Source organism: Salinicola tamaricis (genome assembly GCF_003006155.1).
GTDB lineage: Bacteria > Pseudomonadota > Gammaproteobacteria > Pseudomonadales > Halomonadaceae > Salinicola > Salinicola tamaricis.
The window spans coordinates 2,307,189-2,329,505 of the sequence record NZ_CP023559.1 but is presented as its reverse complement, the minus strand read 5'-3'; the positions used below and the strand labels follow the sequence as shown (position 1 = coordinate 2,329,505).

19 protein-coding genes and 6 pseudogenes are annotated in these 22,317 nt (G+C 67.0%); 13 read left to right on the top strand and 12 right to left on the bottom strand.

The features are described from left to right. Positions 1-145 precede the first annotated feature (145 nt). From dut to slmA, 5 genes and pseudogenes are all read left to right on the top strand, one after another. Positions 146-619 carry a dUTP diphosphatase gene (gene dut, locus CN538_RS10715; RefSeq protein ID WP_106419414.1) on the top strand — a complete coding sequence of 158 codons (474 nt, stop codon included), beginning with the start codon at positions 146-148 and terminating at the stop codon, positions 617-619. A gap of 233 nt (positions 620-852) precedes the next feature. Further along, positions 853-1,440: a YaeQ family protein gene (locus CN538_RS10705; RefSeq protein ID WP_106419413.1), complete on the top strand. Its 588-nt coding sequence runs from the start codon at positions 853-855 to the stop codon at positions 1,438-1,440. Continuing rightward, positions 1,437-2,843 carry a phosphomannomutase/phosphoglucomutase gene (locus CN538_RS10700; protein WP_106419412.1) on the top strand — a complete coding sequence of 469 codons (1,407 nt, stop codon included), beginning with the start codon at positions 1,437-1,439 and terminating at the stop codon, positions 2,841-2,843. The genes CN538_RS10705 and CN538_RS10700 overlap by 4 nt, the downstream gene beginning before the upstream one ends. A 66-nt stretch (positions 2,844-2,909) precedes the next feature. After that, positions 2,910-3,805 (top strand): annotated as a pseudogene (gene argB / locus CN538_RS10695) (acetylglutamate kinase). A gap of 302 nt (positions 3,806-4,107) precedes the next feature. After that, positions 4,108-4,722 (top strand): nucleoid occlusion factor SlmA, encoded by a 615-nt coding sequence (gene slmA / locus CN538_RS10690; protein WP_106419411.1) that lies wholly within the window; start codon positions 4,108-4,110, stop codon positions 4,720-4,722. 158 nt (positions 4,723-4,880) lie between these two features. On the opposite strand, the gene rpoH is transcribed toward slmA, so the two are convergent. The 5 genes from rpoH to CN538_RS20385 form a co-directional block, all read right to left on the bottom strand. Beyond that, positions 4,881-5,747, bottom strand: coding sequence for an RNA polymerase sigma factor RpoH (gene rpoH / locus CN538_RS10685; protein WP_106419410.1), 867 nt, complete (start codon positions 5,745-5,747; stop codon positions 4,881-4,883). Positions 5,748-6,165: 418 nt separating this feature from the next. Further along, positions 6,166-7,137 carry a permease-like cell division protein FtsX gene (gene ftsX, locus CN538_RS10680; RefSeq protein WP_106419409.1) on the bottom strand — a complete coding sequence of 324 codons (972 nt, stop codon included), beginning with the start codon at positions 7,135-7,137 and terminating at the stop codon, positions 6,166-6,168. Next, positions 7,134-7,802, bottom strand: a complete 669-nt coding sequence (ftsE, locus tag CN538_RS10675) for a cell division ATP-binding protein FtsE (protein ID WP_106419408.1) — start codon at positions 7,800-7,802, stop codon at positions 7,134-7,136. Before ftsE ends, ftsX begins: the two co-directional genes overlap by 4 nt. Further along, positions 7,799-9,124 (bottom strand): signal recognition particle-docking protein FtsY, encoded by a 1,326-nt coding sequence (gene ftsY / locus CN538_RS10670; RefSeq protein ID WP_207233464.1) that lies wholly within the window; start codon positions 9,122-9,124, stop codon positions 7,799-7,801. The genes ftsE and ftsY overlap by 4 nt, the downstream gene beginning before the upstream one ends. Further along, positions 9,108-9,269 carry a hypothetical protein gene (locus tag CN538_RS20385; protein WP_164999577.1) on the bottom strand — a complete coding sequence of 54 codons (162 nt, stop codon included), beginning with the start codon at positions 9,267-9,269 and terminating at the stop codon, positions 9,108-9,110. The genes ftsY and CN538_RS20385 overlap by 17 nt, the downstream gene beginning before the upstream one ends. A 128-nt stretch (positions 9,270-9,397) precedes the next feature. Here CN538_RS20385 and rsmD point away from each other — a divergent pair, with 128 nt between their 5' ends. Continuing rightward, complete coding sequence (rsmD, locus tag CN538_RS10665; RefSeq protein ID WP_106419406.1) at positions 9,398-10,051, top strand: 16S rRNA (guanine(966)-N(2))-methyltransferase RsmD; 654 nt, start codon at positions 9,398-9,400, stop codon at positions 10,049-10,051. 175 nt (positions 10,052-10,226) lie between these two features. Beyond that, complete coding sequence (locus CN538_RS10660) at positions 10,227-10,430, top strand: cell division protein ZapB (RefSeq protein WP_035473919.1); 204 nt, start codon at positions 10,227-10,229, stop codon at positions 10,428-10,430. A 95-nt stretch (positions 10,431-10,525) separates the two neighbouring features. Here CN538_RS10660 and CN538_RS10655 read toward each other — a convergent pair whose 3' ends face one another. From CN538_RS10655 to CN538_RS10635, 5 genes and pseudogenes are all read right to left on the bottom strand, one after another. Further along, a complete protein-coding gene (locus tag CN538_RS10655; RefSeq protein ID WP_106419405.1) occupies positions 10,526-10,978 on the bottom strand; it encodes a GNAT family N-acetyltransferase in 453 nt (150 codons plus the stop codon). 96 nt (positions 10,979-11,074) lie between these two features. Beyond that, positions 11,075-11,824 (bottom strand): hypothetical protein, encoded by a 750-nt coding sequence (locus CN538_RS10650; protein ID WP_242495844.1) that lies wholly within the window; start codon positions 11,822-11,824, stop codon positions 11,075-11,077. 7 nt (positions 11,825-11,831) lie between these two features. Next, a pseudogene (locus CN538_RS22785) lies at positions 11,832-12,137 on the bottom strand (BolA family protein); the annotation flags it as partial. A gap of 469 nt (positions 12,138-12,606) precedes the next feature. After that, a pseudogene (locus CN538_RS25210) lies at positions 12,607-13,503 on the bottom strand (MFS transporter); the annotation flags it as partial. 151 nt (positions 13,504-13,654) lie between these two features. Continuing rightward, positions 13,655-14,041, bottom strand: a complete 387-nt coding sequence (locus tag CN538_RS10635) for a hypothetical protein (RefSeq protein WP_035473929.1) — start codon at positions 14,039-14,041, stop codon at positions 13,655-13,657. 333 nt (positions 14,042-14,374) lie between these two features. On the opposite strand from CN538_RS10635, the gene CN538_RS26275 reads away from it, so the two are divergent. Continuing rightward, positions 14,375-15,403, top strand: coding sequence for a glutaminase (locus tag CN538_RS26275; RefSeq protein WP_422917496.1), 1,029 nt, complete (start codon positions 14,375-14,377; stop codon positions 15,401-15,403). Here the strand turns inward: CN538_RS26275 and lysS are convergent. Together lysS and prfB are read right to left on the bottom strand one after the other, a co-directional pair. Further along, positions 15,340-16,544, bottom strand: a pseudogene (gene lysS / locus CN538_RS10625) (lysine--tRNA ligase); the annotation flags it as partial. The gene CN538_RS26275 and the pseudogene lysS overlap by 64 nt on opposite strands. A 520-nt stretch (positions 16,545-17,064) precedes the next feature. Continuing rightward, positions 17,065-18,164, bottom strand: a pseudogene (prfB, locus tag CN538_RS10620) (peptide chain release factor 2). Positions 18,165-18,667: 503 nt separating this feature from the next. Here prfB and CN538_RS22770 point away from each other — a divergent pair. The 5 genes and pseudogenes from CN538_RS22770 to CN538_RS10605 all read left to right on the top strand — a co-directional run bounded on the left by CN538_RS22770 (position 18,668) and on the right by CN538_RS10605 (position 22,317). Beyond that, positions 18,668-19,003, top strand: coding sequence for a hypothetical protein (locus CN538_RS22770; RefSeq protein ID WP_242494986.1), 336 nt, complete (start codon positions 18,668-18,670; stop codon positions 19,001-19,003). Then, positions 19,000-20,273 (top strand): annotated as a pseudogene (locus CN538_RS10615) (peptide ABC transporter substrate-binding protein). The gene CN538_RS22770 and the pseudogene CN538_RS10615 overlap by 4 nt, the downstream one beginning before the upstream one ends. Before the next feature lie 50 nt (positions 20,274-20,323). Next, positions 20,324-20,959: an OmpW/AlkL family protein gene (locus tag CN538_RS26270; protein ID WP_106419402.1), complete on the top strand. Its 636-nt coding sequence runs from the start codon at positions 20,324-20,326 to the stop codon at positions 20,957-20,959. After that, positions 20,853-21,086, top strand: a complete 234-nt coding sequence (locus CN538_RS19915) for a hypothetical protein (protein WP_129591350.1) — start codon at positions 20,853-20,855, stop codon at positions 21,084-21,086. The genes CN538_RS26270 and CN538_RS19915 overlap by 107 nt, the downstream gene beginning before the upstream one ends. Positions 21,087-21,126: 40 nt before the next feature. After that, positions 21,127-22,317 carry a GGDEF domain-containing protein gene (locus CN538_RS10605; RefSeq protein ID WP_106419401.1) on the top strand — a complete coding sequence of 397 codons (1,191 nt, stop codon included), beginning with the start codon at positions 21,127-21,129 and terminating at the stop codon, positions 22,315-22,317.

Genomic DNA, 22,317 nt, shown 5'->3' with positions numbered 1-22,317 from the left:
GCACGCCCCATCCATGGACGCCGCCCTGCACGGCGGCGTTCGCCGGCCACCAAGCGATGGTAAGCTAGGGCAGACTTCTGCTGCCGCCCGCCGTCGCGGTGGCGATATTCTATTCATCACGTTTTTGCAGGAATCACGTTTCGTCATGACCAGCCCCGCCTCGCCCGCGCCCAAGCTCGCGGTCAAGATTCTCGACCCGCGCGTGCACGACTATCCGCTGCCCCACTACGCCACCGAGGGCAGTGCCGGCATGGACCTGCGCGCCCTGCTCGACGCCCCGCTGACGCTCGCCCCCAGCGACAGCGCGCTGGTGCGTACCGGCCTGGCGATCCATATCGGCAACCCGCAGCTCGCCGGCGTGGTGCTGCCGCGCTCCGGGCTCGGCCACAAGCACGGCATCGTGCTGGGCAATCTGGTCGGCCTGATCGACTCAGACTACCAGGGCGAGCTGATGATCTCGGTCTGGAACCGCGGCCGCGACACCTTCACGCTGGAACCCGGCGAGCGCCTGGCCCAATACATGCTGGTCCCGGTCGTGCAGGCCGAACTCGAGATCGTCGAAGACTTCGTCGCCACCGAGCGTGCTGCCGGCGGCTTCGGCCATTCCGGCCGGCAGTGACCAGCGCCCACAGTGGAAGCCCTGGCGCGAAAACCGTGACACAACAGAGGTGAAGCGATGACCGTGAAGCGAGCAAGGGAAACGCTGAATAAATCGACGAGCGGGATGAAGCGCAAGGCGCATGGAACACAGAACACGAGACATAACATGGGGTTAGGCGAGTGTTCGAGTACCACGCAACGCAGCGATTCGCTCGCGCAGGCATTTATGCAGTGTTTTCCAAGGAGAGTCGCGTGGCGCTAGGCGCAACCATCTACAAGGCCCGGCTCAATGTGAGCGACCTGGACCACCACTACTACGCCACCCACGCTTTGACCGTGGCATGCCACCCCTCCGAGACCGCCACCCGCCTGATGGTGCGGCTGCTCGCGTTCATCGACAACGCCCACACGCTCAACGCGCCGGCCAATCAGGCGCCGGGCGAGCTGAGTATGACCCGGGGCCTGAGCAGCGACGACGAGCCGGATCTGTGGCTCACCGCCGCGGACGGGCGCATCCTCGCCTGGATCGAGCTGGGCGAGCCGTCGCTCAAGCGTATCAAGCAGGGGTTGTCGCGCGCCGAGACGGTCATCGTCTACCCCTACTCACCGCGCAGCGCCGAACAGTGGTGGAAGAAGCTCGGCGACGACATCCGCGCCCTGCCCCGGGTGCGCGTGCTGAGCGTGCCGGCGGCGCCGCTGGAGACGTTGACCGGCTGGGTCGCACGCAGCATGACCGTGGATGCCACGCGCATGGAGGAGCAGTGGCTGCTGACCGACGGCCAGGCCACGGTATCGCTGGCGTTCGAGCGCTGGAGCGGCCCCGCCGAGGAGACCCCATGAGCCAAACCCCGCAGACGCCCGCCAACGCGGTGCCCGCCTCGATCTTTCGCGCCTATGACATTCGCGGCGTGGTCGGCGATACCCTCACCGAAGAGGGGGTCGAGTGGATCGGCCACGCCATCGGCAGCGAGGCCGCGGCCCGCGGCCAGCAGTGCGTGATCGTCGCCCGCGATGGCCGCCACTCCGGCCCCGCCCTGGCGGCGGCACTGATCCGTGGCCTGCGCGCCGCCGGCCGCGATGTGATCGATATCGGCCGGGTGCCGACCCCGGTGCTCTATTTCGCCACCGCCACCCTGGGCGAGAGTGCCAGCGGGGTGATGGTCACCGGCAGTCACAATCCGCCAGACTACAACGGCCTGAAGATCGTGCTCGATGGCGTGGCGCTCTCCAACGAGGCGATCACTGCGCTGCATACGCGTATCCGCCAGGGTGATCTGAGCCACGGCGAGGGCCGCCTGGAGCGCCGCGACCTGGGCCAGCGCTATCTCGACCGCATCCTCGGCGACGTGCGCCTGGCGCGGCCGCTCAAGGCGGTGGTGGACTGCGGCAATGGCGTCGCCGGCGAGCTCGGCCCCAGGCTGATCGCGGCGCTGGGGGCGGAGACCGTGCCGCTCTACGCCGAGATCGACGGCGACTTTCCCAACCACCATCCGGATCCCGGCAAGCCCGAGAACCTGGCCGATCTGATCGCCGCCGTGGCCGCCCACGAGGCCGACATCGGGCTGGCGTTCGACGGCGACGGCGATCGTCTGGGCGTGGTCACGCCGGCGGGGGAGATCATCTATCCCGACCGCCTGCTGATGGCCTTCGCCGAGGACATGCTCGAACGCCATCCGGGCGCCAGGGTGGTCTTCGACATCAAGTGCACCGGCCATCTGGCCCAGCGCATCGAGCGTGCCGGGGGCGAGCCGGAGATGTGGTACACCGGCCACTCGCTGATCAAGGCGCGCATGCGCGAGACAGGTGCCCAGCTCGGCGGCGAGATGAGCGGACACATCTTCATCAAAGAGCGCTGGTATGGTTTCGACGATGGCCTCTACGCTGCCGCCCGGCTGCTCGAGATCCTGGCGAATCAGCCGTGCAGTGCCGACGCCTTCTTCGCCGACTATCCGCAGGACCCGAGCACGCCGGAGCTCAACGTCGCGGTCAGCGACGAGACCAAGTTCGCCATCGGCGCGCGCCTGGCGGAGAATGGCGATTTCGGCGCCGACGGGATCAGAACCTCGCTGGACGGCATTCGCGTCGACTATCCCGACGGCTGGGGGCTGTGCCGCGCCTCCAACACCACGCCGATGCTGGTGCTGCGTTTCGAAGGTCGGGATCAGGCCGCCCTCGAACGCATTCAGGGATATTTCCGCCGCGCCCTCGAGGCCGAGGTGCCCGACGCGACGCTGCCCTTCTGAGCGATCGGGCGTCGAGAAAAACATGCACAAGGGACATTCATTCCAACCTGGGAGCAGTGACGACTCATGAGCGTTAGCCCACGCGACCCGCGCCACGTGGTCGAGATCCTTTCCGAGGCGCTGCCATACATCCAGCGCTACTCGGCAAGACGATCGTGGTCAAGTATGGCGGCAATGCCATGACCGAGGACACGCTGATCGACTCCTTCGCCCGCGACATGGTGCTGATGAAGGAGGTCGGCATCAATCCGGTGGTGGTGCACGGGGGCGGCCCGCAGATCGGCCAGCTGCTGGCCCGGCTCAACATCGAGTCGCGCTTCGTCGACGGCATGCGCGTCACCGATGCCGAGACCATGGACGTGGTCGAGATGGTGCTCGGCGGTCTGGTCAACAAGAGCATCGTCAACCAGATCAACCAGTGCGGTGGCAAGGCGATCGGGCTGACCGGCAAGGACAGCGCCCAGATCCGCGCGCGTCAGCTCAAGGTAGAGCGGCGCACCCCGGAGATGACCGCCTCGGAGATCATCGACATCGGCCACGTGGGCGAGGTCGAGCACATCTCCACCGATCTGATCGAGATGCTGTCGAAGGCCGACTACATTCCGGTGATCGCGCCGATCGGGGTCGACGCCGAAGGCCACAGCTACAATATCAATGCCGACCTGGTCGCCGGCAAGGTGGCCGAGGCGCTGAAGGCGGAGAAGCTGATGCTGCTGACCAATGTCGCCGGCCTGCAGGACGCCGACGGCAACGTCATGACCGGGCTCTCCACCGAGCAGGTCGACGCGCTGATCGCTGACGGCACCATCTACGGCGGCATGCTGCCCAAGATCCGCTGCGCCCTGGAGGCGGTCAAGGGCGGCGTGGACAGTGCGGTGATCGTCGACGGCCGGGTGGTCCACTCCACCCTGCTGGAGATCTTCACCGACGCCGGCGTCGGCACCCAGATCGTCGCTCGCTAGGTTCTGCACGAAAAGTCAGCGAGCGAAGGCAAGACAAGGCAAAATCTGCGAAAACGGACCGGGCTGGCGCTCCAGTTTACGGGTTGTAAATGAGCATTTTGACCGGGCTGGCGCTCCAGCCGATTTTTAACGCCGTATTGCCGAGCGCAGGTAGTTTTCGTACAAAACCTAGCGCACTTTCGACACGGGCCAGGACGGCCCGCTCCGCTCTGCCTCGCCCGCGGGTCGTCATCGCCCCGGCAGCGCAGAGGGCGGAGTCACTCCAGGCAGGAGCCAAGACACCACTACCGACAAGAACGCTCATGACGCAGGCAACTTCAACGCTCTCCCGCCGCGAACAGATCCTCCAGGCACTCGCACTGATGCTGGAAGAGGACAGCGGCAAACGTATCACCACCGCCGCCCTGGCGCGCCAGGTGGGTGTCAGTGAAGCGGCGCTCTATCGCCACTTCCCCAGCAAGGCACGCATGTTCGAGGGGCTGATCGAGTTCATCGAGACGAGCCTGTTCGAACGCATCCGGCGGATTCTCGAAGAGACGCCGGAGGCCCTGGGGCGCTGCGAAAAGATCGTGCAACTGGTGCTGGTGTTCGCCGAGAAGAACCCCGGGCTCAGCCGATTGATGGATGGCGACGTGCTCACCGGCGAGACGGCGCGGCTGCGCACGCGCATGTCGCAGCTGTTCGAGCGCCTGGAGACCCAGTTCAAGCAGATCCTGCGCGAAGCCGAACTGCGCGAGGGGCTGCGTCCACGGGTTGCCGTCTCGGCCAGCGCCAATCTGCTCGCCGCCTTCGTCGAGGGTCGCATCAGTCAGTACGTGCGCAGCGACTTCCGCCACCTGCCGAGCGCCCACTGGGAAGACCAGTGGACCCTGCTCGGCGCGCAGCTGCTGATCGGGCGCGCCACCACCAGCGCCTGACCCGGCACCGGCCGGCGTGACACCCGGGAACACAAAAAGCCCGGCCATGCATCAGCATGGCCGGGCCTTTTATGTCTTGGCAGCGTCTACAAACGCCTAGGCCTGAGATGACGCCAACAGCATGAACCGGCAACGCCTGACGGCGCGCCGGTCATCGATCAGGCAGCGAGAGCATCGCCCAGTTGCTGCTTGATCTTCTTCATGGCGTTCTTCTCCAGCTGACGGATACGCTCCGCGGAGACGCCGTAGACGTCGGCGAGCTCGTGCAGCGTCGACTTCTCCTCGGAGAGCCAGCGCCGCTGCAGGATATCCCGCGAGCGGTCGTCGAGCAGCGCCAGAGCATCACGCAGGCGACGGGTGTAGTCCGCTTCCCAGTCGTCGGCTTCGAGCTGCGCCGCCGGGTCGAAGCTGCTGTCCTCGAGATACTGGGCCGGGGCCTGATAGCTCTGCTCGTCGTCTTCACCGGGGCTAGCATCGAAACCGGCGTCATAGGCCGACAGCCGCCCTTCCATCTCGCGCACTACCTTGGGCTTGACGTCGAGATCCTTGGCGATGGCGTCGACTTCGTCGTTGTTCAGCCACGCCAGGCGCTTCTTGGCGCTGCGCAGGTTGAAGAACAGCTTGCGCTGCGCCTTGGTGGTGGCAATCTTGACGATCCGCCAGTTGCGCAGCACGTATTCGTGGATTTCGGCCTTGATCCAGTGCACCGCGAACGAGACCAGGCGCACACCCTGATAGGGGTCGAAGCGCTTGACCGCCTTCATCAGGCCGACGTTGCCCTCCTGGATCAGATCGGCCTGGGGCAGACCGTAGCCCGAGTAACTGCGGGCGATGTGAACCACGAAGCGTAGATGCGACATGATCAGGCGGCGAGCCGACTCCAGGTCGTCCTCTTCGTGCAGGCGCACCGCCAGGGCGTGCTCTTCCTCAGCCGTCAGCACGGCGATGCCGTTGACCGCCTGAATATAGCCGTTGAGGTCGTGGCCCGGCGAAAGGTTGCCGATGGTTTGAAGACTGGTGCTCATATGCCGTGTCTCCATGCTAGGCGGTGCCCGCAGTGCCGAACGTGATATCGCTCAGGCGTCGCATCGCACCGCCGCAGGTTGTTATGCCTGTCTATGATCGAGGGATACTTCTATGACCCCGAGTGTAGACAAAAGTTCAATCATTGGGCCAGCGCGGCCCGGTGTTCGAGCGGCTATCGACGTCATGCCTCGAGACTATGACCGCCGTGTCGCGAGCAAGACGATGACCATGCCAGCCGCTACAGCCATGCCAGGCTGAAGTGAAGATGACGCAGACGTCGCGTGCCGTCTCGATCGGGTCTCGCCAGGGTTTGTACGAAAAGTCAGCGAGCGCAGGTAGTTTTCGTACCAAGTGGTTTTCGTACCAAGTGGTTTTCGTACCAAGTGGTTTTCGTACCAAGTGGTTTTCGTACATAGCCTAGCGCGGCTTGGTCTCCGCCAGATGACGACCGACCGCGAGCCACGCGCCCAACCAGCCCAATAGTGTACTAAAGAGCAGCAGAAAAACCGAGTTGGACACGCCTAAAGTCGGTAGCGCGAAGTGCGCGCCGTAGCTCTGGGCCAGCGCGTTCACCGGCGTGGCAAGCCAGTTGCCCCCCAGGGCCAGAATGCCCAGCGCCAGCAGGCCGCCGCCGAGCCCGTACCAGGCCCCGCTGTAGAGGAACGGCCGCCGGACGAAGGCGTGAGTGGCACCGATCAGGGTCACCACTTCGATCTCCTGACGCCGGCTCTCTACCGCCAGACGAATGGTATTGCCCACCACCAGCAGCACGCCGAGCCCGAACAGCAACCCCAGCGCCAGCGCCACCCGCTGGCCCAGCGCCGCCAGCTGCTGCAGGCGGTCGAGCCAGGCCAGATCGAGGCGCACTTCGTCCACCCCCGGCAGCTGGCCGAGGCGCTGGCTCAGCGCCTGCACCGCGGCCGGGGTCGGATCGTCCGGCGTCACCACCACGCTGGCCGGCAGCGGGTTGCGCTCGAGCTGGCTGAGCGCATCATCCACTCCCAGCGCGCGCTGGAACTCGTCCAGCCCCTCGGCGGCAGTCACCAGCCGCGTCCCGGCCACGCCGGGCTCGGCACCCAGCGTCTCGGAGAGCGCCAGCGCGCGGCTCTCGTCGATATCGTGATCGAAGTAGACGGTCAGCGTGGCGCTCTCGTCGAGCTGGGCATCGAGCAGCTGGGCGCTGTCCAGCACCAGCCACAGTCCGGCGGGCAGAATCAGTGCGATGGCGATCGCCAGCATCGTCAGCAGCGTGGCCAGCGGCCGCCGCACCAGGCGCAGGGCACTGTCGCCGAGCATGGCGCGGTGGTGACGCAGCCAGGCCCGCCCGCCCCCGGCGGGCCCCGGTCGGGCGCGCTGGGCGCCGCGCGGCGCCGGCTGACGTTCGCTCATGCTGCCTCCCCGTCGCGGACCAGGCGCCCCTCGCGCAGCTTGAGCACGCGGTGGCGCAGACGCGCGATCAGGGCCAGATCGTGGCTGGCGATCAGCACCGTGGTGCCGATGCGATTGAAGTCCTCGAACAGCCGCATGATATCGGCCGAGAGCTGAGGGTCGAGGTTGCCGGTGGGCTCGTCGGCGAGCAGCAGTGCCGGCTTGTTGACCACCGCACGGGCGATGCCGACCCGCTGCTGCTCACCGGTGGAGAGTTCGATCGGCAGCGCGCGTTCGCGATGCAGCAGGCCGACCTTGTCGAGCGCCGCGCGCACCCGACGCGCCGCCTCATGAGGCTCGATCCCTTGAATCGTCAGCGGCAGCGCCACATTGGCGAAGATATCGCGGTCGAATAGCAGTTGGTGATCCTGGAACACTACCCCGATCTGGCGCCGGTAATAGGGCACCTGGCTGAGGTGCAAGCGGTCGAGGTCGTGCCCGGCGACCAGCACGCGCCCGCGGGAAGGACGCTCGAGGCGCATGATCAGTCGCAGCAGCGAGCTCTTGCCGGCGCCGGAGTGACCGGTGAGAAACAGCATCTCACCGCGCTCGACCCGGAAGTTGATATCGGCGAGCGCCTCGAAGCGCCCGCCGTAGCGCTTGCCGACATGCTCGAACGCGATCATGAAGCGGCGTCACCGTCCCGGTCGAACAGCGCCTTGACGAAGGTATCGGCGTCGAACGGACGCAGATCGTCGAGCGTCTCGCCGACCCCGATGAAGCGGATTGGCGTGCCCATCTTTTTGGCCAGGGCGAAGATGATGCCGCCCTTGGCGGTGCCGTCGAGCTTGGTCAGGGTGATCCCGGTGACCGGAATCGCTTCGTCGAAGGTGGTGGCCTGGGAGATGGCGTTCTGGCCGGTACCGGCGTCGAGCACCAGCATCACCTCGTGGGGCGCAGAGGCGTCGAGCTTGGCCATGACGCGCTGCACCTTCTTGAGCTCCTCCATCAGATGGCTCTTGTTGTGCAGCCGCCCGGCGGTGTCGGCGATCAGTACGTCGACCTTGCGCGCCCGCGCCGCCGCCACCGCGTCATAGATCACCGAGGCGCTATCGGCACCGGTGTGCTGGGCGATCACCGGCACCCGGTTACGCTCGCCCCACACCTTGAGCTGCTCCACCGCCGCGGCGCGGAAGGTATCGCCAGCCGCCAGCATCACGCTGCGGCCCTCGTTCTGGAAACGCTGGGTCAGCTTGCCGATGGTGGTGGTCTTGCCCACACCATTGACCCCGACCATCAGGATCACGAAGGGCCCCTCGCCCTTGGGCGGCAGCGCCAGCGGCTGGGTCACCGGCTCGAGCAGCGCCGCCAGCTCCTCCTGCAGGGCGCGGTAGAGCGCATCGGCGTCGGCGAGCTCCTTGCGCGAGACGCGCTCGGTCAGCCGCGCGATGATCTCGCTGGTGGCCTCGATGCCGACGTCCGCCAGCAGCAGCTGGGTCTCGAGATCCTCCATCAGGTCATCGTCGATCTGCTTCTTGCCCAGCAGCAGATCGGCGATGCCATCGGTCAGATTGGCGCGGGTACGCCCGAGGCCCGCACGCACCCGCGCCAGCCAGCCTCCCTTGGGCTTCTCGCGCGGAGCCGGGGGGGCCTGCTCGGGCAGGCTATCGGGCGTGTCTGTTTCTTCGGTACTGACCGGCTCAGACGTGACAGGCTCAGCGGTAACGACCTCGGCAGGCGTCGTCTCGGCCGCCGGGGCAGCGGCTGACGCAGCTTCGTCCTCGGCCGGCGCCGTGGCGTCATGGGCCAGCGCCGTCTCGCGGCTAGGCGCGGCCGGGGTCTCGTCGAGGGCGGAGACCGCGGCGTCAGCGGTCAGCGGGGCATCCAGCGCCGCGCGAGCGGCGGTCGTCTCGACCGGCTCGGGGGCGTAGTCGACCGCAGCGCCACGCTCAGGGTCGGCGGCCTGCACTGCCTCGTCCGCGGCAGGCGCCTCAGACTCGGGATGCACCGGCTGCAGCGCCGCGTTCTACCGGCGACTCGGCCTCGGCGGCGCGGGCTTCTTCGGCGGCACGCGCTTCGGCCGCCTCCGCTTCCCGGCGGGCGGCTTCCTGCTCCTGCTGCTGTTTCTTGCGGCTCTTGAATAGTCCGAACATGGATGACTTCGCTGCTGATGGCCGTGGCGACGCCGCCGGGCCGGCGGGCGTCGACACGCTCTCGGAAAAGGTCGATATCGAGCGTCAATCCTATCACCGCGAGGGTGGCGGGGGTACAATTGCGCGCCATGAATCGACGTCGATCCCAGCGTGGCGCCCCTGGCGGGCGGGCCACCTCCCCGGCCGCCGACGGCGGCCGTCGCGGCCAGCGTGCATCCCACGGCGGGCGCGGCGAACTGCGCCTGATCGGCGGTGAGTTCCGCCGTCGCCGGCTGCCGATCCTCGACAGCCCCGGACTGCGCCCGACGCCGGGCCGGGTGCGCGAGACGCTGTTCAACTGGCTCGCTTTCGAACTCGCGGGCACGCGGGTACTGGACCTGTTCGCCGGTACCGGCGCGCTGGGGCTGGAGGCGCTCTCCCGCGGCGCCGGCGAGGTGCACTTCGTCGAAGCGGCGGCCCCGGTGGCCGCCGCGCTGACGCGCAATCTGGATACTCTGGGTGCACAGGCCACGGTTCATCGCGGTGACGTCGCCGGCTATCTGGCCGGTCCTGCGACCCCCTGCGGGCTGGTGTTCCTCGACCCACCGTTCCGTCAGGGGCTGGCGGCGGCCACCTGCGAGCGGCTGGAGCAGGGTGGCTGGCTCACGCCGCTCGCCTGGATCTACGTCGAGACCGAGCACGAGCTGGCCTGGCAGCCGCCGCCCGGGTGGCAACTGCACCGGGAACTGCGCGCCGGCGACAGCCACGCCCGGCTGTTCCGGCGTACGCCACCGGGGGCCTGACGCCGCCCGTGCCGCCGTCTCCACCTCGAGACGCTTGTCGCCACCGGCCACGCCACGTAGGCTGGCGACCAGCCGAGTCCTCGGCAGTGGCGGGCGTCATTCGTCACCTTATCCCGCACGCTGGCGCGTCACGCCTGCGGCGCCTGCAACCGTCGTCAATCCCAAGGAGAGCGTCATGAACGGAGAGATCTTCGCCCAGCTCGAGCAGAAGATTCAGAACGCGGTCGACAGCATCGAGATGCTGAAGATGGAAAACGAAGAGCTGAAGGCCGAGAACGCCCAGCTGCGTCAGGAGCGCGACGAGTGGGAACGCCGCCTGGGCGGCCTGCTCGACAAGCTGCGCGCCCTCGACGAGACGCAAAGCGACGCCGGCGCCTGAGGCTCGCTCAGCCCGTCTCACAGCACCGACGGCCGCCCCGGCCGTCGGTGCCGCCGCCTACTCCGCAGAGTCGCCTGCCGCCAACTCCCGCGACATCAACACCGCCTCTTCGCTGCCGCCGTCGTCACAGCGGTAGTAACCCCGCCGCCGGCCATCCTCGGCAAAGCCCAGCTTGTGGTATAGCCGCTGCGCAGCCTGATTCGACGCCCGCACCTCCAGCAGCATGCGCTCGGCCCCGCGCCGCGCCGTTCGCGCGCCAGCAGCCAGGTCAGCAGTGCGACGGCGAGACCGCGCCGACGCGCGTGCGGGTGCACGCTGATCGACTGCAGCTCGGCATCGAACGGCAGATAGGCCACCACTGCCACCGCGCGCAGTTCGGCGGCCTCGAACACGCCCCACACTTCCAGGGAGTCGTCGCTCAGTGCGCTGCCGAGCAGCGTGGTCGACCAGGCATCGTCGTTGGCAAGCATCTCGAAGCGCGCCCAGGACGCCAGATCGTCCGCGCTCAGCAGACGCGGCGATGCCGGCAGAGAGGAAATGGCAGTCATGCTCGAGGCTCGCTTCAGGCGGCGCCGGCAGTCGCCTGCCGCCAGGCCTCGCCGGTGGCATGCAGCTGCGGCCAGCAGGCACGCTTGGCCGCCGGGTCACCGAGCAGGCTGGCCGGATGCGGCCAGCGGTGGCAGTCGATCGAAAGGCGTATCGTCGTCCGCGAACAGCGCCGCGGCGTCCTCGCCGGGGATCACGATGGCGCCGGTGATGCTCAGGCCGTTGCGCATCGCCTGACCGCCACAGAACACCGCCAGGCCGTCGCGGGCCTCACCCACCGGGTCGTCCACCGGCGTCTCCATCAGCGGCCAGTCGAGGCTCGAAAGCGCCCGCCAGTCGCCGGGCAGCCCGGCGGCCACGAGCATCTGCTTGAGCAGCGTCAGGGCCGGTGCCGACAGCCCCTCGCGCCCCCCCGGCAGCAGCAACCACCAGCGCTGGTCGAGCACCGTCAGCGTCAGCGAAAAGCGCAGCGGCGCCGCCCGCTCGGCGGCTGCCGCCACCGGAGCCGGGGGGGCGGCGGTCGCATCGGCAGCGGGAGCAGGCGCTTCGGCGGGAGCCTGATCTTCGCCCAGCAGGGCGCGAGCACGCGCCACCGGAGCACTGCCCTCAACACGCTCGGCGGGCTCGGGAGACGCGACAGCGAATGCGGGCGCTGCGGGTTCGGGATGGGCGGGGGGGGTTTCCAGCAGCGCGTGGAGACGCTGACCCGGCGCGGGCTTCTCCGCTGCCGTTGGCATCTCCCACTCGCAATGCTCGGTGGGTCGGGCGTTGATCAAGCGGTAGCGCGAGACCCAGGCCGGAATGCCCATCGCCTCCAGGTACTGCAGCCTTTGGGGGTCGGCGATCACCGCCCGCCTCCCCCGCGGCAGTTGGGTTGGGCGAGTCGGGACGGCTGCCGCCACGCGCTTCCCACTGCTGCGGCGTATAGAGGTGCAGCGCCAGAGCGTGCACCGGGCCGGCCAGCTCATCGGCCAACACCGAGTAGATCAACTGGTGGCGCTTGACCGGCATCAGCCCGGCGAAGCGCTCGGAGACCAGGGTCACCTTGAAGTGGGTTTCCGAGTCGGGCGGCACATGGTGCATGTGGCTCTCGTTCTCGACCGCCAGATACTGCGGATCGAGCGTGGCCAACTTCTCTTCGATGCGGGTTTGAACACTCATGCAACACCTCCTGTGCCAGTCGGGTCATTGTAACGTCTGGCGGCCGTCGCGGCGACGGCACCGGCAGCCGTCTCAGCCGCGGCGGTCGCGGGCCGCCAGCGGCACCCGATAAAGGCTCAGCGCCAGCGCTACCACCACCGAGATGCAGCCCAGCCACAGTGACAGCGTCAGTGACCCGAACGACAGCCCCAGAATCAGGCCCACCAGGGCGGTCCCCAGCGACTGCCCGAAGGTGCGCACCGAGGCAAGCACGCCGGAGGCGTTGGCACTCAGGGCCAGCGGCACGCTGCCGATCATCTCGCGGTTGTTGGGTGCCTGGAACAGGCCGTAGCCGACGCCGCACAGCGCCGTGCGCCAGATCACGTCGAGATAGCGGGAATCGGCATCGAGCCCGGTCAGCGCAGCATGCCGAGCAGCAGAACAGCCCCAGCCCCAGCGAACTGATCAACGCCGGATTACCCTTGTCGGCGAGCCGCCCAGCCACGGGGCCAATCACCATGATTACCAACGGCCAGGGGGTGAACAGCAGCGCCGAGGCGATCGGCGAGACACCCATCACCGTCTGGTAGAGAAACGGCAGCCCGACGAAAGCGATGCCCTGAGCCAGAAAGGCGAACATCGAGGTGACCGCGGCGAACGCGAAGCGCGGCTCCTCGAACAGCGCCAGCGGCACCAGCGGGCTGGCGACGTGGCGCTGGCGATAGACGAACCCGACCAGGCAGGCCAGCGCCAGGGCCAGGGTGATCAGCGCCATCGTCCCGCCGCCGCCATGGCCGAACTGGTCCAGGGCGAAGACGCTACCGCTCAACATCACGATCGACAGCAGCGCCCCCCAGACGTCGAAGCGCGCCCGCCGTGCCGGCTCACGTGGTAGCGACCGGATCGCCAGGAACAGCGCCAGCAACCCCACCGGTACGTTGATCGCAAACAGCCACGGCCAACTCGCCAGATGCAGGATCAACCCGCCGATCGAGGGCCCGGCAGCGATCCCGAAGGCCACGGTGAGCGCGCTGAGGCCGATCGCCGAGCCCAGCAAACGCGTGGGAAAAATGACCCGATAGAGCGACGGGCCGATGCTCAACATTGCTGCGGCGCCGATCCCCTGCAGCATGCGCGACACCAGCAGCAGCTCGAACGAGCGCGACAGCGCACACGCCAGCGAGGCCAAGGTGAATACCGCCAGACCGCCGATATAGAGCCGATGCCGGCCGATGACCCGGCTCAGCGCGGCGAAGGTGAGCAGCAGTGCCGCGGTGACCAGCTGGTAGACGTTGGCGATCCAGATCGACGCCGCGCCACTGATGCCGAGCTCGTCGGCCAGGGTCGGCAGCGCGATATTGACGATACCGCTGTCGAGCACCGCCATCTGCGTGCCGGTGACCAGTGCCAGCAGCGCCAGCTTGCGCTCGCGCCCGGGCAGCCCGTCGTCGCCGTCACGCACTTCGAACAGCCGTTTCAGCATGCCGCCACGCCCACCTCCGGTAGCGCGCAGCGACCCGTCAGGCCCAGGGTCTCGCTCACTCCTCGTCGGTCTCCATCAGCAGCTCGTCATCCACCTCAGCGGTCTCCAGCTCGACCTCGTCGTCCAGGTCGATCGCCAGATAGCTGTGCTCGACGGTCAAGAACTGCTCGAACAGGGCCAGATCGACCACCTCCGGCCACTGCCGTGAATCCTCTTCCCAGGCGCGCAGCTCGCTTTCGAGAATGTCCACGCAGCGCTCTTCGACGTAGGCCGCCAGCGCTTCCGGCGTATCCATCTCGGGGATCAGATAGACGGTGGTCTCCGCCGCGATGTCGTCGAGGGTGAGGTCATCCTCGCCCATGGTGGGTTCGAGCGAATTGACCCAGTCGACGAAGGCCTGAGTGGGCTTCACGCTGAGTGCGGAACGGTTGAGCAGCTTCATGGTGTCACCCCTTTGCATCGAAACCGACGGCGTCGAACCTGCCGACCCTGCGGCCGGCTAGCTCGACGCTGCACTGGTGCGGCGCTGCGCGCAGCGCCGACAGTATGAGCGTTCGTCGCGCCCATGACCAACCCCGGATTGCAGCGCCTGCCATGGGCTCTCGACGATAGCGGCACGGCGGATGCAATCGGCGCGGCGGCGCCCTACACTGGCGCCCCTTTCATCTGCCGACTGCCACCATCGCCATGTCCACGTCGTTCGACCCCGCCGCCCTAGACGATCTGCTCGCGCGTATCGCCTGCGACGCACCGCGCCCACTTCGGCGAGGGCCAGGTGCCACTCATCCCGGCACTGGCGGAAGTGGTGCCGGACCAGTTCGGCATCGCCGTGTGCGACGTCGCCGGAAACGTCTACCGGGCCGGGGCGGCGGATACGCCGTTCTCGATCCAGTCGATCTCCAAGCTGCTCAATCTAATCATCGCGATCCAGCACCTGGACGAAGCCGATATCTGGCAGCGGGTCGGCCGCGAGCCCTCGGGGCAGGCGTTCAACTCGATCGTGCAGCTGGAGGTGGAGCGCGGCATCCCGCGCAACCCCTTCATCAACGCCGGCGCGCTACTGGTCACCGATCTGCTGGTCTCGCGGATCATGTCGATTCACTGGGTGATGCGCGAACTGGCGCGGCGTCTGGCGGGCAACCCGGCGCTCGCTTTCGACACCCGAGTCGCCAGCTCGGAAATGGCGCACAAGGCGCGCAATGCCGCCCTCGCCTATCTGATGAAGGCCTATGGCAATCTCCACGGCGAGGTCGATGAGGTGCTCGACGTCTACTTCCACGGCTGCGCGCTGTCGATGAGCTGCGTCGACGTGGCAAGGGCGTTCGCCTTTCTGGCCAATCGCGGCGTGCATCCGGACGACGGCAGCGTCATCGTCACCCCAGCAGAACCGTCAGCTCAACGCCCTGCTGCTCACCTGCGGCCTCTACGACGCCGCGGCGACTTTGCCTGGTGTCGGCCTGCCCGGCAAGAGTGGCGTGGGCGGCGGCATCATGGCGATCGTGCCGGGGCAGATGAGCCTGTGCGTGTGGTCACCAAGGCTCGACAGCTACGGCAACTCGGTCGCCGGCCTGCGCGCCCTGGAAACCTTGGTCGAGGGCCTCGGCGTCGCCCCGCTGGGCTAGACGCCGGCGCCCTGTCGGCCGATATCGAAGGGCCTGGGCGGCGTGATCACTCCGGGCGCATCGCCGGGAACAGCAGCACGTCACGGATCGAGGGGCTGTCGGTGAGCAGCATCACCAGGCGGTCGATGCCGATGCCCTCGCCCGCGGTGGGCGGCATGCCGTACTCCAGCGCACGCACGTAGTCGGCGTCAAAGTACATCGCCTCGAGGTCGCCGGCATCCTTCTCCGCGGCCTGGGCGGCGAAACGCTCGGCCTGATCCTCGGCGTCGTTGAGCTCGGAGAAGCCGTTGGCGATCTCGCGCCCGCCGACGAAGAACTCGAAGCGGTCGGTGACGTGGGGGTTGGTGTCGTTGCGCCGCGCCAGCGGGCTCACCTCGGCCGGATACTCGGTGATAAAGGTGGGCTGATCGAGGCGATGCTCGGCCACCGCCTCGAAGATCTCGGTCTGCAGCTTGCCCAGCCCCCAGCTCGCCTTGACCTCGATGCCCAGGCGCCGGCAGGTGGCAGTGGCGCCATCGAGCGTATCGATGTCCGCCTCGCCGATGCCATCGCCATGCTCGAGGATCGACTGGCGCAGGGTCAGGCGCCGGAACGGCTGGCCCAGGTCGTACTCGGTGCCCTGATAGACCACTACGCTGGAGCCCAGTACGCGCTCGGCGACATCCCGGATCATCGCCTCGGTGAAGTCGAGCAGGTCCTGGTAATCGGCGTAGGCCCAGTAGAACTCGAGCATGGTGAACTCGGGGTTGTGACGCGTCGACAGCCCCTCGTTGCGGAAGTTGCGGTTGATCTCGAACACCCGCTCGAAGCGCCCACCACCAGCCGCTTGAGATAGAGCTCCGGGGCGATGCGCAGATACATGTCGATATCCAGCGCATGTGGTGGGTCACGAAGGGACGCGCTGGTGGCGCCGCCGGGGATCGGCTGCAGCATCGGCGTCTCGACCTCCATGAAGCCGCGCTCGACCATGAAGCGCCGGATCGCCGCGATCACCCCGGAGCGTACCTCGAACACGCGCCGCGACTGCGGATTCATGATCAGATCGACGTAGCGCTGCCGGTAGCGCGCTTCGAGATCGGTGAGACCGTGGAACTTGTCGGGCAGCGGTCGCAGGCTCTTGGTCAGCAGCTCGGCCTGACGCAGCATGACGTAGAGATCGCCCTTGCCGGATTTGTGCACCGGGCCGCTGCCGGCAACGATATCGCCGATATCCCAGCTCTGGATATCCGCCAGCAGCTCATCGGGCAGGCCCTTCTTGTCGACGTAGAGCTGGATCTGCCCGGAGACGTCCTGAATCACGATGAACGGGCCGCGCTTGCGCATCACCCGCCCGGCGACCGCGGCCTGACGATCCAGCGCCTCCAGCGCCGCCTTGTCGTGCTCACCCAGCTCGGTCTGCAGCTCAGCCGCCAGGCTGTCGCGGCGGAAGGCGTTGGGGAAGGCACTGCCGCCCTGCTCCGCCGCGCGCTCGGCGTGCCGCCAGCTTGCCGCGACGCTCCGCGATCAGCCGATTTTCTTCCTGCACGTCGCTCGGTGCAGCGGAGGGAGATTGCGGGTTTTCCTGGTTCGCCATGTCGTCGCCTGTGGAAATTCGTATCTATGAAGTCGTCGAATCGATAACGCCGTCGAATCCGTGAAACGGCCGGCTCACTGCTGCGCGCCTTGCCCTGGCACCGGCGCCCATCGTCCGAGGGTTTGGCAATGATCGCCAAGCGCTTTAGGGGCCGCTACGAGCGATGCCAAGACAAGGCGAAACTCGACGAGCCCGCGGAGTTGACTAGGGTGTCAATGAGCATGGCGAGTCGAGTTTCAACGCCGTATTGGCAAGCGCAGTCGGCCCGAATCAGAGCCCCTGTTTCAGGCTCGCCTCGATGATGAACTGATCCAACTCCCCATCGAGCACCTTCTCGCAATTGCTCGTCTGTACCCCGGTGCGCAGATCCTTGATCCGCTGGTCATCGAGCACATAGGAGCGGATCTGGCTGCCCCAGCCGATGTCGGCCTTGCTGTCCTCGGCCTGCTGCTTGGCGGCATTGCGTTCTGCATCTCGTGCTCCCACAGCTTCGCCTTGAGCTGTTTCATGGCGAAGTCGCGGTTGGCGTGCTGGCTACGCTGGCTCTGGCACGCCACCACGATACCGGTGGGCTCGTGGGTGATACGCACCGCCGAGTCGGTGGTGTTGACGTGCTGACCGCCGGCCCCGGAGGAGCGATAGGTGTCGACGCGCAGGTCGGACGGGTTGATCTCCACCTCGAAGTTGTCATCGACCTCGGGGAGAGAAACACCGAGGCGAACGAGGTGTGCCGGCGCCCGCCGGAGTCGAACGGACTCTTGCGCACCAGCCGGTGCACGCCGGTCTCGGTACGCAGCCAGCCGAAGGCGTAATCGCCCTGCACATGCACGGTGGCCGACTTGATGCCCGCGACCTCACCGGCGGAGACTTCGGTCAGCTCCGCCTTGAAGCCGTGGTGCTCGGCCCAGCGCAGATACATGCGCAGCAGCATGTTGGCCCAGTCCTGGGCCTCGGTGCCACCGGAGCCGGCCTGAATGTCGAGATAGGCGTTGTTCTCGTCCATCTCCCCGGCGAACATGCGCCGGAACTCCAGCTTGTCCAACTGCCCCTCGAGGTAGACAAGCTCCTTGCGCACCTCATCGACGGTGGCATCGTCCTCTTCCATCACCGCCAGCTCGAGCAGCTCGCGGTTGTCGGCCAGGCCGCTGTCCAGGGTATCGATGGTCTCGACCACGGCTTCCAGCGACGCCCGCTCCTTGCCCAGTTTCTGGGCGTAGTCGGGGTCGTTCCAGACCTCGGGGTTCTCCAGCTCGCGCGAGACTTCTTCTAGCCGATCTTTCTTCTCGGCATAGTCAAAGATACCCCCTCAGGACGTCTGTCCGTTCGGACAGGTCCTTGATGAGGTTGTTGATCGGATTGATCTCTTGCATGGGACTCCTGCCATCATGAGCGTGGGCGCCCGCCAGGCCGCGCCAACCGCGGGGGCGGCACCCGGCGCCGGGCTGCGCCAAAAGGTCGACTATTGTAGCCAAACGCCGGCAGAGCGTCATCCCGGGCCGAGACGCAGGCGCAGAGCGACAGACAGGGGCGTGGCCGCAGCCTTGGACCGCCTTTCACAACCGCTAAACGACGTGGGCTTATCCGGCGACAGGGCGTCGCGAGGGCGCTGTAACCCCCTCCCTGGGCGCTACCTTTGCCATCCCTGGCAAAGGACCCTCGCTATGCCCTGCCCCCGGCGCCCCTCGTCAGAGGGCTTGGAAATGAGCTCTTAGGTCGATGGCGGCGGCGTGCAGTAGATAGTTATAACGGTTTCACTATTATTCATTTACCCCCGGCCGTGAAGGCCCTGCTACCGTCGACGGCCACCCGTGCTTACCCGGATGCCGTTACCGGATAGTCGCCACCCTATCGCCATGACCAACGACACATCGTCATGACCCACAACAGCTACAAGGAATCCTTGCCGATGCGCTCTCATCCGCTCGCCCTCGCCATCGGTCTGGCCGCCGGCCTGACCTCGCTCTCGCTGCCCGCTGCCACGCTGCACATGGGGATTTCGGGTGACCCCGCCTCGCTCAGTCCGGCCAAGATCACCGGCGGCGTGTGGGAAGAGGACGTGCTGCGCGATCTGTTCGAGGGACCGATCGCGATCGACGCCGAGGGCCATATCATCCCCGGCGCGGCAGAGAGCTGGGAGATCTCCGACGACGGCAGGACCTACACCTTTCATCTCGCGACGGGCTCGAGTGGTCCGACGGGCAGCCGTTGACCGCCGACGACTTCGTCTTCGCCTATCGCCATCAGGTCGACCCCAAGACCGCCTCCAACTACGCCCACCGCCTCTACCCGGTGGTCAACGCCCAGGCAATCAACGCCGGCAAGAAGCCGCTCGAGACGCTCGGCGTCACTTCCCTCGACGACGGCAAGACGCTTCGGATCACCCTCAACGAGCCCACGGTCTACTTCCTCAAGACCCTGGTACTGCCGTTCGCCTACCCGATTCCCCAGCATCTCTACGCCAAGTACGGCGACGACTGGAGCGATCCTCGCATATCGCGGTCAACGGCGCCTTCAAGCCGGTCAAATGGGTCTCCAACACCGAGCTGGAAACGGTCAAGAACGATCACTTCCATGATGCCGACAGCGTCAGCCTGGATGGCGTCGACTACTACCCGCTGGAGGACAAGGTGGCCGGCATCCAGCGCTTCCGCGCCGGCGAGCTGGATATCCTGCGCGACTACCCGCGGCGCAGTATCCGCGCCTTTCCAAGACGCCCCAGGGCGACCCACCGCTTTCCGTCGCTGGGCACCTACTACTACGTCTACAACCTGCGCGACGGCTCGCCGGTGGCCGACAAGCGGGTACGCGAAGCGCTGAGCCTGGCGATCCGCCGCGACGTGATCGCCGAGCAGCTGCTCAAGGGCGCGGTCACCGCGGCCACCTCGCTGGTGCCACCGGGGACCAGCGATTATCAGGCGCAGTCGCAGCCAGGGCTCGACGACCCCATCGATACCCGCCTGGCCAAGGCCAAGGCGCTGATGCAAGAGGCCGGCTACGGCCCGAACAAGCCGCTGAAGCTGACCCTGCGCTTCAACAGCGGCGACGAGCACCGCCAGATCGCGGTGGCCGTGGCCGCCATGTGGAAACCGCTGGGAGTCGATGTCGAACTGCGTAACACCGAGGCCAACATCCACTATGCCGACCTGATGCAGGGAGACTTCCAGGTCGCCCGCGCGGCCTGGATCTCGAGCTACGACGACGCCCAGAACTTCCTCCAGCTGCTCTCTGCCGAGACCAACAACTACGGTGCCTATCACGACGCGCGCTACGACCGGCTACTGAGCGAGTCGGATGGCGAACAGGACCCGGCCAAGCGCGCCAAGCTGATGCAACAGGCCGAAGCGCTGGGGCTTGCCGACTATCCGCTGACGCCGATCTACACCTACAGCTCGCGCAATCTGGTCGCACCGACACTCACCGGCTGGGACGACAACGCCCTCGACATGCACGCTTCGCGCTGGGTGCACAAGCCGGATTGACGTTCGCCCTCGGCTCAAGCGCGCCGTGCCGCCGCCGATAAAGGGAGCGAGTGGCGGCAGGACGCGGCGGTGCCGGCGTGACCGGCACCGACCTTCGAATCGCCCCGGGAGAGCTTCATGCGGCACCTTGCGCCAGCCGTCACCAAGCCGCGTCACGCTACCCGTTTCCCCCCAACCGCAACCTTTCCGCCTGGTGCCGACGGCTCCTGCTGGCGCTCGTGACGCTGACGCCCATCGGTTCGGCTCAGGCCGGCGCCCTGGGCCAAGGCGACTGGCTGCTGCGCGGTCTGGTACTCGGCAGTCATGCCACCCAGGTTCACTCGACGATCTCGACCATCGGCGGCGAGGTCGAGATTGCCTCTTACGTCCAGCCGGGCGCCGACCTCAGCTACTTTCTGAACGAGCGCTGGGCGCTCCAGTTCACCGGCGGCATCTCGCGCACACACTACCGGATACGCGATTCACTGATCGGCGACTTCGACGTCGGCCGCGTCGATAGCTACAGCGGAACACTCTCACTGCAGTATCACTTTTCCCCCTGGGGGGCGCTGACGCCCTACCTCGGCGCCGGCCTATACCATGCCCAAGAACGTCGTCGAACCCGCGGCCGGCATTCCCGACTTTTCGGTCGAGCCGGTCACCGGCCCCCTGCTGGTGGCCGGTGCCGACTATCATGTGAGTGGTGACTGGTTCATCAGTGCCAGCCTGCACTTCCTGAAGGTGCCCACCTATCGTTTCGAAGGCGACGGCTTCAGCAGCGAGCTGCGGGCCAACATCTGGACGCTCGGCGCCGGACTCGGCTACCGCTTCTGAAACGCCCGAGCCGGCGCAACCCAGGAAGGAAGGCGACACCATGCATATGACCGACGATGCCCTGCTCACGGCGACGCTGAGCCGCGTCGCCTTCCTGCTGGTGTTCTTGACCGTCGTATTGAGCCAGCCTCGCGAGCGCTTCCTGTGGCATTGGCTGGCGGCACTGATCGGCTCCTCGCTGGGGGCGGCGCTGATGACCCAGTTCCCGGCCAGCGGCGACGCCGGCCTGGCGCTCAGCCTGATCACCTATTTTCTCTTCATTCTCAGCCTGGTCTGCTCCTGGAGCGGCATCCGGCTGTTCTATCGGCGGTGCATCGACCCGCGCCTGCTGGGTGCCATGTTGGCGCTTCCGCTGTTGCTGTTCGCCGTGCTCGACCTGTGTCAGGTAGCGCTGAACTATCGCCGCCTGGTCATCGCACTGGTCTGTACGCTACCGGCCTGCCTGACGGTATTCGAGATCATCAGACCCGCCTCGGAGCGGCTGTTCTCGCCGATCGTCGTGGCCCTGGCATTCACCGCCTACGCCGTGGCATTGGTCGGCACCGGCGTGGCACTGGTGCTGGACCTCACGCTGCCCACGCTGGAGGCGGTCAACTACCCCTCGTTCGCCGTCGACCGGGTCGCCAGTATTCTGGTCTACTTCGGCTATATCGCCATGGCCGGCGAACGCGCCAACCGCGCCCTGCGCCAGCAGGCCGAAACCGACCAGCTCACCGGGCTGGCCAACCGCCACGGCGCCCAGCGCGCGCTGGACCGGCTGGAGGTAGCGCGCAAGGCGGGTGCTGAGGAGGTTCGGATCAGCGTATTGCTTGCGGATATCGACCACTTCAAGCGCATCAACGATACCTATGGCCACGAGGTCGGCGATGCCGTGATCGTGGCGGTCGCCGCGCGCCTGCAAGGGGCCGTGCGCGACGGGGACGTGGCGGTGCGCTGGGGCGGCGAAGAGTTTCTGGTACTGCTGCCCGCAACGGACGCCGCCGCGGCGCAGACGACCGCCGAGCGTCTGCGCGACGCGGTGATACGCACGCCGGTGCACACCGCCGGTCACGATATTCCGGTGACGTTGTCGATTGGTATCGCCGAGGCGGCGCCGGGCGGAGATACGCTGTCCGCGACCATCGTCAACGCCGACCGCGCTCTCTACCGCGCCAAGCGCCAGGGACGCGATCGTGTGTGCATCGATGCCGTACAGAGCGATGAAGCAGCGATGATCAGCCCCACGTCGTGA

Bases quoted from the DNA above. Each gene is read 5' to 3' on its own strand.
- CN538_RS10700 (WP_106419412.1), top strand. From the start codon at position 1,437: ATGAGCCAAACCCCGCAGACGCCCGCCAACGCGGTGCCCGCCTCGATC.
- CN538_RS19915 (WP_129591350.1), top strand. From the start codon at position 20,853: ATGCCCAAGAACGTCGTCGAACCCGCGGCCGGCATTCCCGACTTTTCG.
- CN538_RS10605 (WP_106419401.1), top strand. From the start codon at position 21,127: ATGCATATGACCGACGATGCCCTGCTCACGGCGACGCTGAGCCGCGTC.
- ftsX (WP_106419409.1), bottom strand. From the start codon at position 7,137: ATGAGCGAACGTCAGCCGGCGCCGCGCGGCGCCCAGCGCGCCCGACCG.
- CN538_RS20385 (WP_164999577.1), bottom strand. From the start codon at position 9,269: ATGTTCGGACTATTCAAGAGCCGCAAGAAACAGCAGCAGGAGCAGGAA.
- dut (WP_106419414.1), top strand. From the start codon at position 146: ATGACCAGCCCCGCCTCGCCCGCGCCCAAGCTCGCGGTCAAGATTCTC.
- CN538_RS10660 (WP_035473919.1), top strand. From the start codon at position 10,227: ATGAACGGAGAGATCTTCGCCCAGCTCGAGCAGAAGATTCAGAACGCG.
- slmA (WP_106419411.1), top strand. From the start codon at position 4,108: ATGACGCAGGCAACTTCAACGCTCTCCCGCCGCGAACAGATCCTCCAG.
- CN538_RS10635 (WP_035473929.1), bottom strand. From the start codon at position 14,041: ATGAAGCTGCTCAACCGTTCCGCACTCAGCGTGAAGCCCACTCAGGCC.
- CN538_RS22770 (WP_242494986.1), top strand. From the start codon at position 18,668: ATGACCCACAACAGCTACAAGGAATCCTTGCCGATGCGCTCTCATCCG.
- rpoH (WP_106419410.1), bottom strand. From the start codon at position 5,747: ATGAGCACCAGTCTTCAAACCATCGGCAACCTTTCGCCGGGCCACGAC.
- ftsE (WP_106419408.1), bottom strand. From the start codon at position 7,802: ATGATCGCGTTCGAGCATGTCGGCAAGCGCTACGGCGGGCGCTTCGAG.
- rsmD (WP_106419406.1), top strand. From the start codon at position 9,398: ATGAATCGACGTCGATCCCAGCGTGGCGCCCCTGGCGGGCGGGCCACC.
- CN538_RS10655 (WP_106419405.1), bottom strand. From the start codon at position 10,978: ATGACTGCCATTTCCTCTCTGCCGGCATCGCCGCGTCTGCTGAGCGCG.